The sequence below is a fragment of the Streptomyces fungicidicus genome (assembly GCF_003665435.1).
GTDB classification, from domain to species: Bacteria; Actinomycetota; Actinomycetes; order Streptomycetales; family Streptomycetaceae; genus Streptomyces; species Streptomyces fungicidicus.
This window is the reverse complement of record NZ_CP023408.1, coordinates 448,376-462,793: the sequence shown is the minus strand read 5'-3', so window position 1 is coordinate 462,793 and position 14,418 is coordinate 448,376. Positions and strand designations below refer to the sequence as shown.

Here is a 14,418-nt window from a genome sequence, read left to right as displayed (position 1 = left end):
CGTGGCCCTGCGAGACACTCCGCTGCCCGAGTCGGCCGGACCCGTTCCGTCCGCCCCCGCGGCGTACGGAACGGCACCCGCCCTCGACCCGGCCGACCGGGGGCGCCTGCTGGCGGGCGCCCACCACGACCCGCACGCGCTGCTCGGCGCCCATCCGGTGCCCGGCGGGATCGCCTTCCGGGCGCTGCGGCCCTTCGCCCGTGAGGTGAGCGTGCTCGTCGGCGGCGAGCGCACCCCGCTCGTCCCGGAGGGCGACGGCCTGTTCTCCGCCGTACTGCCGCTGGACGCGATCCCCGCGTACACGCTGGCGGTGGCCTACGGCGACGACGAGGCCGCCGAGACGCACGATCCGTACCGCTTCCTGCCCGCGCTCGGCGAGTTCGACCTGCATCTGATCGCCGAGGGCCGGCACGAGGAGCTGTGGACGGCGCTCGGCGCGCACCCCATGACCCACCAGGGCGTCACCGGCACCCGCTTCACGGTGTGGGCGCCGAACGCGCAGGGGGTCAGGGTCGCCGCGGACTTCACCCACTGGGACGGCACGGCGTTCCCGATGCGCTCGCTCGGCTCGTCCGGGGTGTGGGAGCTGTTCCTGCCGGGCGTCGGCGAGGGCACCTGCTACAAGTTCGAGATCCACTCGCGGTACGGCCACCGGTTCCTCAAGGCCGACCCCATGGCCCGCCGCACGGAGGCCCCGCCCCACACGGCGTCCGTGGTGACGGCCTCGCACTACGAGTGGGGCGACGCCGACTGGTTCGCGCGCCGGGCCGAGGTGCCCGTGCACGAGGCCCCGTTCTCGGTGTACGAGGTGCACCTCCCGTCCTGGCGGCCCGGCCTGACCTACCGCGAGCTCGCCGACCACCTCCCGGCGTACGTCAAGGACCTCGGCTTCACCCACGTCGAGCTGATGCCGGTCGCCGAGCACCCCTTCGGGCCGTCCTGGGGCTACCAGGTCACCGGGTTCTACGCGCCGACCGCACGGCTGGGCACCCCCGACGACTTCCGGTACCTGGTCGACGCCCTGCACCGGGCCGGTGTCGGCGTGATCATGGACTGGGTGCCGGCCCACTTCCCGAAGGACGACTGGGCACTGGCCCGGTTCGACGGGGACCCGCTCTACGAGCCCGGGGACTCCCGGCGCGCCGAGCACCCCGACTGGGGCACGTACACCTTCGACTTCGCCCGCACCGAGGTGCGCAACTTCCTGGTCGCGAACGCGGTGTACTGGTGCCAGGAGTTCCACATCGACGGACTGCGGGTGGACGCGGTCGCCTCCATGCTCTACCTGGACTACTCGCGCGAGGACGGCGGCTGGGAGCCGAACGCGTACGGCGGCCGGGAAGACCTGGCGGCGATGGCGTTCCTGCAGGAGATGAACGCCACCGTCTACCGGCGCTGCCCCGGCGTGGTGACCATCGCGGAGGAGTCCACGGCGTGGGGCGGCGTCACCCGGCCCACCGACACCGGCGGCCTCGGGTTCGGGCTGAAGTGGAACATGGGCTGGATGCACGACTCGCTGGAGTACGTCTCCCACGAACCGGTGCACCGCAAGTACCACCACCACGAGATGACGTTCGCGATGGTGTACGCCTACAGCGAGAACTACTGTCTGCCGATCTCGCACGACGAGGTGGTGCACGGCAAGCAGGCGCTGGTGTCGAAGATGCCGGGCGACTGGTGGCAGCGGCGCGCCAACGTCCGCGCCTACCTCGGCTTCATGTGGGCCCATCCCGGCAAGCAACTGCTCTTCATGGGGCAGGAGTTCGCCCAGGGCGCCGAGTGGTCCGAGAAGACCGGGCCGGAGTGGTGGCTGCTCGACGACGACTATCACTCCGCGGGCGACCACCGCGGGGTGCGGGACCTGGTCCGCGACCTCAACGCCCGCTACCGGGCGACCGGGGCACTGTGGCAGCGCGACACGGATCCGTCCGGCTTCCGCTGGGTCGCGGTCGACGCCGCCGACGACAACGTCTTCGCGTTCCTGCGGTACGACACCGGGGGCCGGCCGCTGCTCGCGGTGTCGAACTTCTCCCCCGTGGTCCGGCACGACTACCCGCTCGGCGTCGGCGACGAGGTGATCGCCTGGCAGGAGATCCTCAACACCGACGCCGCGCGCTACGGCGGCAGCGGCGTCACCCACCCGGATCCGGTCAAACCCGAGGACGGCAGCCTCCGGCTCACCCTGCCCCCGCTCGCGACGGTCTGGCTGACACCTGTCGCTCCCTGAGGCCCGGCGACGCCGTCAGGTGTCCCGCGCCCCCGCCGGGGCATCCGGGAGCGTACGGCCGAGGACTGCTCGGCGTCGTCGCGGCAGGGAACGGAAGGGCGGCAGCAGGTGCGTACCGTCGGGGTGGAGGAGGAACTCCTCCTGGTCGATCCGGAGACCGGCGAACCACGGGCGATGTCCGCGGCCGTACTCGCCCGTGCCGCCCGGGACGACGCGGAACAGGACGTCTTCGAGAAGGAACTGCACGAGGAGATGCTGGAGTTCGCCACGCATCCGCAGTCCTCGATGGAGCGCCTGCACGCGGAGATCGTCCGCTGCCGGGAGGAGGCCGCCGGGCACGCCGGGAAGATGGGCTGCGCCGTCGCCGCCCTCGCCACCTCACCGCTGCCGGTGAGCCCGTCCATCAGCATGAACCGGCGGTACCGGTGGATGGAGGAGCAGTACGGCATCGCCACCCGGGAACAGCTCGTCATGGGCTGCCACGTCCATGTGTCCGTGGAGTCCGACGAGGAGGGCGTCGGGGTCCTGGACCGGCTGCGGCCCTGGCTGCCGGTGCTGGCCGCGCTGAGCACGAACTCGCCGTTCTGGCAGGGCGGGGACACCGGGTACAGCAGCTATCGCAGCCGGGTCTGGCAGCGCTGGCCGTCGGCCGGTCCGGCCGAGCCGTTCGGTTCGGCCGAGCGGTACCACCGGCTGGTCGCCGACATGGTGGCGACCGGCACCGTCCTCGACGAGGGGATGGTCTACTTCGACGCGCGACTGTCCCAGCGGTATCCGACGGTGGAGATCCGCGTCTCGGACGTGTGCCTGCACGCGGAGACGGCGGGGCTGATCGCCACCCTGGCCCGCGGGCTGGTGGAGACCGCGGCACGCGAGTGGCGGGAGGGGCGGGAGACCCGCGACCCCGGTGTCAGCCTGCTCCGGCTGGCCGCCTGGCAGGCGGCCCGGTCCGGGCTGACCGGTGAACTGCTCCACCCGGAGACCCTGCGCCGCATGCCGGCCGAGACGGTCGTACGGGCCCTGCTCGACCATGTCGCCGGGGCCCTGGAGGACACCGGAGACCTGGAGCGGGCCCGCGAAGGCTGCGCCCGGCTGCTGCGCGACGGCAACGGGGCACAGGTGCAGCGCGCCCTGCTGGCGCGCACGGGGAGCCTGCGGGACGTCGTCACGCGGTGCGTGCGGCACACCCAGGAGTAGCGGTTCCCGCCTCGCGGGCGGATGGGGTCAGAGGATCAGGATGATGGCGTAGACCAGGAAGAACGCCGCGACCAGCACCACGACGAGGAGGATCGCGGCCAGGGGTCCCTTGGCCCAGCCCTTGGCCGGGTTGTGCGTCTCCCGGGGACCCGCCTCGGGCATGCTGCTCTCCGCGGGCGGGGTCTCGCCCGGAGGGACGCCGCCGCCCGGTTCGAGGCCGGTGCTGCGTTCCGGTTCGGGATCTGGATTGACGTAGGTCATGCGGTCCGGGTCCCCCGAAACCGGCGAGGTCATCAGTGCGGACACACTTGTCGCGATCGCGGCGCGGGGGTGCTCCGGCTCGGCTACATTCCAGGCACCGCCGATGAGGGTGCCCGTCGGCCGGGTCACACCCCGTACATGTCAGGAGCAGCGCATGCGCGACCTCGCTCTCGCTCCCCCGTCCACCCCGCCGATGACCGGCGGCCTCGCCGACAGTCTGTTCGAGAGGGCGGCCGCGAGCCCCACCCTGCCGATGCTCGCGCACCGGACCGGCCCGGCCTCCGCGACCTGGGAGGAGATCACCGCCGTCGGTTTCCGGGACCGGGTCGTCGCCCTGGCCAAGGGCCTGGTCGCGTCCGGGATCTCGCCGGGCAACCGTGTGGCGATCATGGCGCGCACCCGCCACGAGTGGACCCTCCTGGGCCACGCGCTGTGGACGGTGGGCGCCGAGGTCGTGCCGGTCTACCCGACCTCCTCCCGCGAGCAGGTGGAGTGGATCCTCAGGGACGCCGCCTGTGTGGCCGTGCTGGTGGAGGACGAGCAGGGCGTGATGACCGTCGGGCCGGTGTGCGCCGCGCTGCCGCGGCTGCGGCACGTGTGGCAGCTGGACGCGGGCGCGCTCGACCAGCTGGCGGCGCGGGGCGAGTACATCCCGCAGGCCACGGTCGACTCCATGCGCCGCATCGTCCTGCCGGACTCCACGGCCGTCGTCGCCTACACCTCCGGCACGTCCGGCCACGCCATGGGCTGTGCGCTGAGCCACCGCGGCCTGGCCTTCATGTGCGACACCCTGCTGGCGGGCTGGGGCCACACCGCCGCGCCGGCCGGCGAGCAGGCCTCCGTTCTGGCGTTCCTCCCCTTCTCCCACGTCTACGGCCTGATGATCCAGGTCCTGTGCGTGCGCGGCGGGCTGCTGATGGGGCACGAGCCCGACTTCGGCGGGGACTCCCTGTCGTCGGCCCTGCGCGGCTTCCGGCCCACCTATCTGTACGCCGTCCCGTCGCTGCTGGAGAAGATCTACAAGAACTTCCTGCACGCGGCGCAGCAGTCGGGCCGCGGCGCCGTCTTCGAGCGGGCCGCGGGCACGGCACGGGACTTCGCCGCCGCGCTGGAGCGGCAGCGGCTGGGCCGGGGCTCCGGGCCGGGCTTCGACCTGCGACTGCAGCACGCCCTGTACGAGCGCACGGTCTACCGCAGGCTGCGGGCCGCGCTGGGCGGCCGGGTGCTGCGGGCCACCTCGGGGGGTTCGCCGCTCAGCCGCGAACTCTGTCTGTTCTACGAAGGCATCGGCGTCTACGTCCACGACGGCTACGGGCTCACCGAGACCAGCGGCGGCACGACGATGCAGCCGCTCGGCCGCGAGAAGTCCGGGACCGTGGGACAGGCGCTGCCGGGCACCGAGATCCAGGTGGCGGCCGACGGGGAGATCCTGGTGCGCGGGCCGTCGGTGTTCCAGGGGTACGTGGGCGACGCGGCCGCCACGCGGGCCGTGCTGCGCGACGGCTGGCTGGCCACCGGGGATCTCGGACGGCTGGACTCCGAGGGCTATCTCACGATCACCGGCCGCAAGAAGGACATCATCATCACCTCCAGCGGCAAGAGCGTCGCTCCGGCCGCCCTGGAGCAGCGGCTGCGGATGCACCCGCTCGTCCACCAGGCCGTCGTCGTGGGCGACAACCGGCCGTGCGTGGGGGCCTTGATCACGCTGGACCCGGACTTCCTGACCGACTGGCGGGCCGCGCTGTCCCTGCCGGGCGACGCGACGGCCCGGGAGGCGCGGGAGGAGAACGCGCTCCGGGAGGAGATCGCGCGGGCGGTCGCCGCCGCCAACAGCAGCGTGTCGCGGTCGGAGTCGATCCGGGTGTTCCGGGTGCTGCCCCAGCCGTTCGACGTGGCCAACGGGCTGCTCACGCCGTCGATGAAGCTGCGCCGGGACGCGATCGTGCGGCACTACGCGCTGGAGATCGACGCGATGTACCAGTCGCGCAGCCGTCCGGAGCGCGCCCCGGCCGCGGACGAGCCGTCCGGCTGGGACGACGCCGACAACGTGTTCCGCTGACCGTCCGGGAGGGCCGGCACCGGCCCGGGGAGACGCTGCCGGTAGGTGACGGGTTTGTCACCCACCGGGCACGGGCATGCGGGCGCGTAGGCTCCGCCGGCACGGGAACCCACAGTTCGAGGGGGCGCACAGGAACAAGCGACCGCCCCGCGACGCCGGGGCCTGGAAGGCGAGATGGCACGCGAGCCGCATAGGGACAGGACACTGGCTGCCGAGGACATCACGAGCCGCATCGCCAGCTTCCCGGGGGAGCTGCACGATGTGACCGACGCACGCCTGGTCGCGGAGGAGTTCCTCTTCGACCTGGCACGTGTGGCGGCTCCGTCGGCTCCCGAGCACTGGGACGACATACTCCTGGTGGTCACGGAACTGGCCGCCAACGCGGTCCAGTACGCACCGGGCCCCTTCCAGCTACGGCTGCGCCGGACGTTCGACGGGGTGCACGTGGTGATGCACGACACAAGCTCCACGGAGCCGGCCCCGCGGCCCTTCCATCCACGCAGCGGCGGGGGCGGGATCGGCTGGCACCTGATACACACGCTGTGCGATCAGGTCAGCGTCGTGAGCGACACCCGGGGCAAGGACATCCACGTCTTCCTGCCCTGGTGAGGCTACTGCGGGGCGTCGCGCAGGGGGACCAGCACGCTGACGGTCTTTCCGCCGCCGGGGCGCCTGCGTATCTCGATCTCCCGCGCCAGCCGGATCACCAGCGGCCAGCCGTAGCCGCTCGCCCGGTGCCCGGCGGGCAGCTCGCCGGTGCCGCCGGCGGCCTCGGGGACGACGTCGCTGTGGTCGTGGACGGAGATCCGTACGCCGTCCGCCGTCGTCAGGGCGTCGAAGCCGGCCAGTCCGGCGCCGTGCCGGATGGCGTTGGTGACCAGCTCCGACACCACGAGCGAGAGGTCGATCATGTCCTGGTGGTGCGGGGTGCGGCCCTGGGCCTCCCAGTGGGCGCGCACGGCCGCCTCGGCGTGCGACCGCGCGCCCGCCGCGCTCGCCACCCCCGAGCCGTCGGCCGCGCGCGTCTCCGGTGCGGCGCTCACCCGGTGGGACTCTCGTGCGGCGGCAGCCGGTAGTAGTAGTCACCGACCGCGGTCAGGTAGTCGGGGTCCATGGTCTCGCTGTCGGTGCGGAACCTGGGCGCCGCCTTCACCTCGGCCCTGGTGCAGGACACCGTCAGCCTCCGCTCCCCCGCCTCGAGCGCCGCGACGACGCCGACCGGCACCAGGAGGCTGCGGCCGAACACCCACACCCCCGTGTCGACGACGAGGTGCCGCATGCCGTGGTGGTCGGCCTGCCGGTCCACATGGCCGATGGTCCCGTCACTCGCGACGACGGTGTAGCCCGTGAGGTCCCGGCCCTGCACGTCTCCCAGGTCCGGCGCGTACGACCAGATGCTTTCGATGGGCACTGCCCCTGCCTCCCCGGTTCATGGATCGGCCGGACTGGCGACGTCCGGCTCCACAGCAGCCAATACCCGTCAGGGACGCGCGCATTCGAGCGGCGCGTACCAAAACCGCGCGCCGGTGACCAGAAGTCACGCGCCCGGAGAAAACGCGGCCGAGTACCCGCCCGGCGCCGGAGTATGCACGCGGGGCGCGGTTTTCACAGGGGGGCGGCACGCTTTGTTCCACACCCGCGACGTGGGTTAGCCTTCGGCGTATTTTCTCATCGCGCAAATCCGTGAACTGCGGAAATGCACTCTGACTCTGCCGGAACGAGGCTGTGCATGACCAGCAAGAGCACCGAGGGGACCGACACGGTGCCGGGGGACCAGGAGCTGACGCGGCTCCTGGCGGGGCTGACGGCGGTACGGGACGGGGACTTCGGCACCCGGCTGCCGGACGACGCCGACGGTCTCATGGGGGACATCGCCAAGGTCTTCAACGGGATGGTGGACCAGCTGTCGGTGTTCACCTCCGAGGTCACCCGGGTGGCCCGCGAGGTCGGCACCGAGGGGGCGCTGGGCGGCCAGGCGCAGGTGCCGGGGGTCTCGGGCACCTGGGCGGACCTGACGGACTCGGTGAACGCCATGGCGGGCAATCTCACCGCGCAGGTCCGCAACGTCGCCCAGGTGACGACGGCGGTCGCCAAGGGCGACCTCTCGCAGAAGATCACCGTGGACGCCCGCGGCGAGATCCTCGAACTCAAGAACACCATCAACACCATGGTCGACCAACTCTCCGCCTTCGCCGACGAGGTCACCCGCGTCGCCCGCGAGGTCGGCACCGAGGGACGCCTCGGCGGACAGGCCGATGTGCAGGGAGTCAAGGGCACCTGGCGCGACCTCACCCACTCGGTGAACTTCATGGCCGGCAACCTGACCGGCCAGGTCCGCAACATCGCCCTGGTGGCGACGGCGGTCGCCAAGGGCGACCTCTCGCAGAAGATCACCGTGGACGCCCGCGGCGAGATCCTCGAACTCAAGAACACCATCAACACCATGGTCGACCAACTCTCCGCCTTCGCCGACGAGGTCACCCGCGTCGCCCGCGAGGTCGGCACCGAGGGACGCCTCGGCGGACAGGCCCAGGTGCGGGGAGTCTCGGGCACCTGGAAGGACCTCACGGACAACGTCAACGTGATGGCGTCCAACCTGACCGGCCAGGTCCGCTCCATCGCCCAGGTCGCCTCCGCGGTGGGCCGGGGCGACCTGTCGCAGCGGATCAGGGTCGAGGCGGCCGGCGAGGTCGGGGCGCTGGCCGACGTCATCAACACGATGGTGGACACGCTGTCCGCCTTCGCCGACGAGGTCACCCGCGTCGCCCGCGAGGTCGGCACCGAGGGACGCCTCGGCGGACAGGCGCACGTGCCGCATGTCGCGGGCACCTGGAAGGACCTCACCGACAACGTCAACTCCATGGCCAACAACCTCACCGGCCAGGTGCGCAACATCGCGCTGGTGACGACCGCGGTGGCCCGGGGCGACCTGTCGAAGAAGATCGACGTCGACGCGCGGGGCGAGATCCTGGAGCTGAAGACGACCATCAACACGATGGTCGACCAGCTCTCCGCCTTCGCCGACGAGGTCACCCGCGTCGCCCGCGAGGTCGGCACCGAGGGACGGCTCGGCGGACAGGCGGAGGTCGAGGGCGTCTCCGGCACCTGGAAGCGGCTCACGGAAAACGTCAACGAGCTGGCGGGCAACCTGACCCGGCAGGTCCGGGCGATCGCCGAGGTGACGAGCGCGGTCGCCGAGGGCGATCTGACCCGCTCCGTGAACGTGGAGGCGTCCGGCGAGGTCGCCGAGCTCAAGGACAACATCAACGCGATGGTGGAGTCCCTGCGCGAGACCACCCGGGCCAACCAGGAGCAGGACTGGCTCAAGACCAACCTCGCCCGGGTGTCGGGCCTGATGCAGGGGCACCGCGACCTGCCCGTGGTCGCCGAGCTGATCATGGACGAGCTGGTGCCGCTGGTGTCGGCCCAGTACGGCGCCTTCTACCTCGCCGAGGACGGCGACGGCGGCCCCGAGCTGCGGCTGGTCGGCTCCTACGGCTACCCCGACGACGACGTCCGGCCCACCCGGATCGCCTTCGGCCGCACGCTCGTGGGCCAGGCCGCCCGCAGCCGGCGCACCATCACGGTGGACGAGCTGCCGCCGGACTACGTCACCATCTCCTCCGGGCTCGGCCACGTGGTGCCGACCGCGCTGGTACTGCTGCCCATCGTGGTGGAGGGCCAGGTGCTCGGCGTGATCGAGCTGGCGTCGGTGACCCCGTTCACCCAGATCCACCAGGACTTCCTGGCCCAGCTGATGGAGACCATCGGCGTCAACGTCAACACCATCGTCGCCAACGCCCGCACCGACGAGCTGCTGGTCGAGTCGCAGCGGCTCACCGTCGAACTGCAGGAGCGCTCGGCGGAGTTGCAGACCCAGCAGGAGGAACTCCAGCACTCCAACGCGGAGCTGGAGGACAAGGCCGCGCTGCTGGCGGCGCAGAACCGGGACATCGAGGCGAAGAACCTGCAGATCGAGCAGGCCCGCCAGGAGCTGGAGGCGCGGGCGCAGCAGCTGTCGCTGGCCTCGAAGTACAAGTCGGAGTTCCTGGCGAACATGAGCCACGAGCTGCGCACCCCGCTCAACAGCCTGCTGATCCTGGCCCAGTTGCTCGCCCAGAACCCCTCGCGCAACCTCAGCCCGAAGCAGGTCGAGTACGCGCAGATCATCCACTCGGCCGGCTCCGACCTGCTCCAGCTGATCAACGACATCCTCGACCTGTCGAAGGTCGAGGCCGGGAAGATGGACGTCAGCCCCGAGCGGGTGGAGCTGCGCCGGCTCATCGAGTACGTCGAGGCCACCTTCCGGCCCATGACGATGCAGAAGAGCCTGGACTTCACCGTGACGACGGCCCCGGGCGCGCCGGCCGACCTGCTCACCGACGACTCCCGGCTGCGGCAGGTGCTGCGCAATCTGCTGTCCAACGCGGTCAAGTTCACCGAACGGGGCGAAGTGCGGCTGCGGATCGAACCCGCGCCGGACGACGAGGTGCCCAGCGGTGTGCTGCGGGGCGGGCCCGTGGTGGCCTTCCGGGTGCAGGACACCGGCGTCGGCATCCCCGAGCAGCACCTGGAGGCGATCTTCGGCGCCTTCCAGCAGGCCGACGGGACCACGAGCCGCAAGTACGGCGGCACGGGGCTCGGTCTGTCCATCACCCGCGAGATCGCCCATCTGCTGGGCGGCGCGGTGACGGTGGACAGCGTCGCGGGCCAGGGCAGCACGTTCACCCTGTTCCTGCCGGTGGCCCGGCCGGACTTCGAGGAGCTGCTGCGGCCCCCCGCGGTCACGGACGGGGAGCGGGGCGAGGCCCTGCCGGAGGCGCCCGCACGTCAGCTGCCGGCGCTCGAGACGGGACCGGCGTCCGGCCGGCGTCCCCGGCGGCTGCTCGTGGTCGAGGAGCGGCCGCGGGGCCTGCTCACCCTGGTCGCGGAGAGCGTGGTCCAGGACGTCGCGCAGGGCCGGGGCGACGCCGCCCCGCGGCCCTCGGTCGACATCATCACCGCGGTCGGCGCGCAGGAGGCGGCCGGTGCGCTGGCCACCGAGTCGTGCCACTGCGTGGTGCTGGAGCTGGGCATGGCCGAGGAGGAGGTCGCCCGGTTCCTGGAGGCCCTGCGGGGCGACTCCGCGCTGGCGAGCGTGCCGGTGCTGGTGCACAGCGGCCACCGGGCGGACACGGCGGTGGAGGAGGACCTGCGGTCCCGTGCCCGGGGGACGGCGCTGGAGTTCCTCTCCAGCCTCGACGAGCTGCGTGAACGCATCGCCCTGCACCTCTCCGCCGAGGAGCCCGGCGACGTGCTGTCGCTGGTCAGGCCCGACGAGCAGCAGCGCCCGGCGCCGCAGACCGTGGTGGACGGCTCGTTCTCCGGCCGTACCGTCCTCGTCGTGGACGACGACGCGCGCAACCTCTTCGCGCTCAGCGGGATCCTGGAGCTGCACGGCTTCCGGGTGCTGCACGCGGAGAACGGCCGCAAGGGCATCGAGAGACTGGTGGACAACCCCGAGGTGGCGCTCGTCCTGATGGACGTGATGATGCCCGAGCTGGACGGCTACGCCGCCACGGCCGAGATCCGCTCCATGCCGCAGTACGCCGACCTGCCCATCGTCGCCGTCACGGCCAAGGCGATGCCCGGGGACCGGGAGAAGAGCATCGCCTCCGGGGCCAGCGACTACGTCACCAAACCGGTCGACACCCAGGACCTGATCGCCTGCGTCCGCCGCTGGCTGCCCGCATGAGCGCCGGGGAGCGGCCGGAGGGGCCGCACGGTGGCGAGACCCGGCTCGAGCCGCCGCCGGCCGGACCCGGCGGGGTGTCCGCGGACTCGCCCGCGGGCAGGCTCGCGGCGACCGTGGACCGGCTCAGCCGGGAGGTTCGCGCGGCGCAGGCCGAGGCGGAGGGGCGGGCGCTGATCGAGCTCGCCAAGGGCATCCTGGTCGAGCGTCTGGGATGCGGCCCCTCGCAGGCCGCCCGCCAGCTCGCCGAGCTGACCGAGCAGGCCGGGACGACTCAGCTGGAGTTCGCGGTCGAGGTCATCAACCAGGCCGCCCGGGACCGCATGTCGGAGGTGACGGACGCCTTCCTGGCCGCCACCCGGGCCGCCGAGGAGGCGGGTCCGGAGCCGGCCGCCGTACGGTTGCGCGCGGCCGAGAGCGCGGCGCTGGCGGCGGACGACACCCAGGCCGTGGCCGAGTCCCTGCTCGCGCAGGCGCTGCGCCCGCTGGGCGCGGTGGCCGTGGCGATCTGGGCGGCCGGCGCCGACGGGTCGCTGACCCTGGCGGGCAGCGCCGGGTTCTCCCCCGCCGAGGCGGCGCGCTGGTGCTACGTGCCGCCGGACGTGGCGACGGTCGCCCGGTGCGGCCTCGCGGAGCCCGACGGCCTGTGGATCACGTCGCTCGCCGAGCGGGGCCTGCCCAGCGTCGGCCGGCACCATCACCCGGACGGCGGCAGGGCGGCGGTGCCCGCCGGCACCGGGGGCCGTGTGCACGGCGTGCTGGAGATCGTCTGGCCCGATCCGCTGCCCCCGCAGCCACCGCAGATAGTCCGCCAGGTGGAGGCCCTGGCCGAGCTGTGCGCCCACACCCTGGAGACCGGTGCGGTGCCGGACGGCCCGGCCGGGCGGCAGCAGGAGCCGGCGGACGCCGCGGAGCTGATGGACCTGGCCGACGGGCTGTACGACCCGGCCCTCGTCCTGGTGCCCCATCTGGACGCCCACGGGAACCTGCTGGACTTCCGCATCCAGCACGTCAACGGCCGCTTCCTCGACCCGGCGGGCCGGCCGCGTGCCATGGTCAGCGGTGCGCTGCTGCTGGAGGCCTACCCGATGGCCGCCGGGGACAGCGAGCTGTTCCAGCGGATCGAGCGGGTGTACGCCACGGGTGAGCCGTTCCGGGCCCGGCGGATGAACCTGACCGCCCTGGTCGACCAGGTGCCGCTGTCGTCGGTCGCCGACATAAGCGTCAGCCGGCACGGCTCCGGCATCCTGTTCATCTGGCGGATCGAGGACGAGACGGCCCGCCTGGCGAGCCTGCTCCAGCACGCCCAGCGGCTCGGCCGGATCGGCGGCTTCGAGGAGAACCTGCTGACCGGTGAGATCACCTGGAACGGGCAGCTGTTCGACCTGTACGGGCGTTCGCCGTCCAGCCTGCCGGTGCCGCTGGAGGAACTGCCCGCGCACGCCCATCCGGACGACGCAGTCACCATCGGGCGCTTCCTGCGCACGCTGCTGCACCACCTCCGGCCGGCCTCGGCCGCCTTCCGGCTGCAGCGGCCGGACGGGGTGACCCGGCACATCCGGGTGGTCGCGGAGCCGGTCCTGGACACCGACGGGCGGCTGCTCACCACGCGGGGCGCCTACCAGGACATCTCGGCCCAGCACTGGACCGAGGTGGCGCTGGCGGCCACCCGCGACCAGCTGGCCCACACCGAGCAGCACGCCAGCGAACGCGACCGGCTGGCGCTGCAGCTGCAGCGGGCCATCATGCCGCCCACCCAGGCGCCGCTGCAGGTGCCCGGCCTCGACGTGGCCGTCCGCTACCGGCCCGCGGAGGCCGAGCAGCTGGTCGGCGGTGACTGGTACGACGCCGTGGTGCTGCCGTCCCGGCTGGTGCTGGTGTGCGTGGGCGACGTCGCCGGTCACGGCATAGAGGCCGCGACCAGCATGGTCGTGCTGCGCAACGCGCTGCGCGGGCTGGCCGTCACCGGGGCGGGTCCCGGGCAGCTGCTGTCGTGGCTGAACATCGTGGCGCACCATCTGACGGGCGGCATCACCGCCACCGCGGTCTGCGGTCTGTACGACCCGGTCGCGCGCACACTGCGCTGGGCACGGGCGGGGCATCTGCCGCCGGTGCTGGTGCGGGGCCGGGAGGCCGCTCCGCTGCCGCTGGTGCGCGGACTGCTGCTGGGCGCCGTGCCGGAGGCCGTCTACGAGGAGTCGGAGGTGCAGCTGGCCGCCGAGGACAATCTGCTGATGTACACGGACGGTCTGATCGAGCGCCGGGACCGTAGCCTGGAGGAGTCCCTGACCGGGCTGCTCACCAGCGCCGCCACCGCCCCCGGCACGCTCGACCAGCGGCTGGACCGGCTGCTCACGTACAGCAAGTCGGACACGGACGACGACACCTGCATCGTGGGGCTGCGGGTCGGATGAGTGCCGTACGCCACCGGGGAGACCCTCGGAGGCATGACAGGGCGATTAGCGGGTACGCGCGGCTGCGCGACCAAGAGCTTGATCATTTTTGTTGGAGGTACTCGTGCCCATTGCCCAGGACCCGTTGTCCGTCGAGGTGACCCTGCCGCGTGAGGACGTGGCACTGCTCACGGTGGAGGGGCACTTGGACGTCGACACGGCGACCGAGTTCCAGCACCACCTGGCGAACCAGCTCCATCACGGCCGCCGTCACTTCCTGCTGGACCTGTCGGCGGTGCCCTTCATGGACTCGTCCGGCATGAACATCATCCTGCGCGTCTACCAGGAGGCACGTGACCTGCCGGGGAGCGTGCACATCATCTCCCCCACGCCCGCGGTGCGCCGCATCCTGGACCTGACCGGCGTGAGCATAACCGTGCCCGTCTCGGAGAGCGCCGAGGAGGCGCTGGAGCGCGTGGACCGCTCCCCCGAGGTGCCGCTGGAGGACTGAGCGGACTTCCCGGGCCGGACGTCCGCGGTCGCGACGGAT

General features: G+C 72.3%; 10 protein-coding genes. 7 read left to right on the top strand and 3 right to left on the bottom strand.

The features are described 5' to 3' along the window. The first annotated feature begins 1 nt into the window (after position 1). Positions 2–2,227, top strand: coding sequence for a 1,4-alpha-glucan branching enzyme (gene glgB / locus CNQ36_RS32355; RefSeq protein ID WP_121549206.1), 2,226 nt, complete (start codon positions 2–4; stop codon positions 2,225–2,227). 108 nt (positions 2,228–2,335) lie between these two features. After that, positions 2,336–3,424 (top strand): glutamate--cysteine ligase 2, encoded by a 1,089-nt coding sequence (locus CNQ36_RS32350; RefSeq protein ID WP_004921826.1) that lies wholly within the window; start codon positions 2,336–2,338, stop codon positions 3,422–3,424. 27 nt (positions 3,425–3,451) lie between these two features. On the opposite strand, the gene CNQ36_RS32345 is transcribed toward CNQ36_RS32350, so the two are convergent. Next, positions 3,452–3,685, bottom strand: a complete 234-nt coding sequence (locus CNQ36_RS32345) for a DUF6480 family protein (RefSeq protein WP_121549643.1) — start codon at positions 3,683–3,685, stop codon at positions 3,452–3,454. A 154-nt stretch (positions 3,686–3,839) separates the two neighbouring features. On the opposite strand from CNQ36_RS32345, the gene CNQ36_RS32340 reads away from it, so the two are divergent. Together CNQ36_RS32340 and CNQ36_RS32335 are read left to right on the top strand one after the other, a co-directional pair. Beyond that, positions 3,840–5,744 (top strand): AMP-dependent synthetase/ligase, encoded by a 1,905-nt coding sequence (locus tag CNQ36_RS32340; RefSeq protein WP_121549204.1) that lies wholly within the window; start codon positions 3,840–3,842, stop codon positions 5,742–5,744. A gap of 174 nt (positions 5,745–5,918) precedes the next feature. Beyond that, positions 5,919–6,353, top strand: a complete 435-nt coding sequence (locus CNQ36_RS32335) for an ATP-binding protein (protein WP_121549203.1) — start codon at positions 5,919–5,921, stop codon at positions 6,351–6,353. A 2-nt stretch (positions 6,354–6,355) separates the two neighbouring features. Here CNQ36_RS32335 and CNQ36_RS32330 read toward each other — a convergent pair whose 3' ends face one another. Further along, the gene (locus CNQ36_RS32330; RefSeq protein WP_121549201.1) at positions 6,356–6,787 is read right to left on the bottom strand and encodes an ATP-binding protein; all 432 of its coding nucleotides are present in this window, start codon (positions 6,785–6,787) and stop codon (positions 6,356–6,358) included. After that, on the bottom strand, positions 6,784–7,155 hold the full coding sequence (locus tag CNQ36_RS32325) for a hypothetical protein (protein WP_004921837.1): 372 nt from the start codon (positions 7,153–7,155) through the stop codon (positions 6,784–6,786). Before CNQ36_RS32325 ends, CNQ36_RS32330 begins: the two co-directional genes overlap by 4 nt. 318 nt (positions 7,156–7,473) lie before the next feature. On the opposite strand from CNQ36_RS32325, the gene CNQ36_RS32320 reads away from it, so the two are divergent. The 3 genes from CNQ36_RS32320 (at position 7,474) to CNQ36_RS32310 (ending at position 14,379) form a co-directional block, all read left to right on the top strand. Further along, the gene (locus CNQ36_RS32320; protein ID WP_121549199.1) at positions 7,474–11,478 is read left to right on the top strand and encodes a HAMP domain-containing protein; all 4,005 of its coding nucleotides are present in this window, start codon (positions 7,474–7,476) and stop codon (positions 11,476–11,478) included. Beyond that, entirely contained in the window at positions 11,475–13,889 is a 2,415-nt protein-coding gene (locus CNQ36_RS32315; RefSeq protein ID WP_121549197.1) for a SpoIIE family protein phosphatase, read from the top strand. Before CNQ36_RS32320 ends, CNQ36_RS32315 begins: the two co-directional genes overlap by 4 nt. A gap of 103 nt (positions 13,890–13,992) precedes the next feature. After that, the gene (locus tag CNQ36_RS32310; protein ID WP_121549642.1) at positions 13,993–14,379 is read left to right on the top strand and encodes an STAS domain-containing protein; all 387 of its coding nucleotides are present in this window, start codon (positions 13,993–13,995) and stop codon (positions 14,377–14,379) included. Positions 14,380–14,418: the final 39 nt, after the last annotated feature.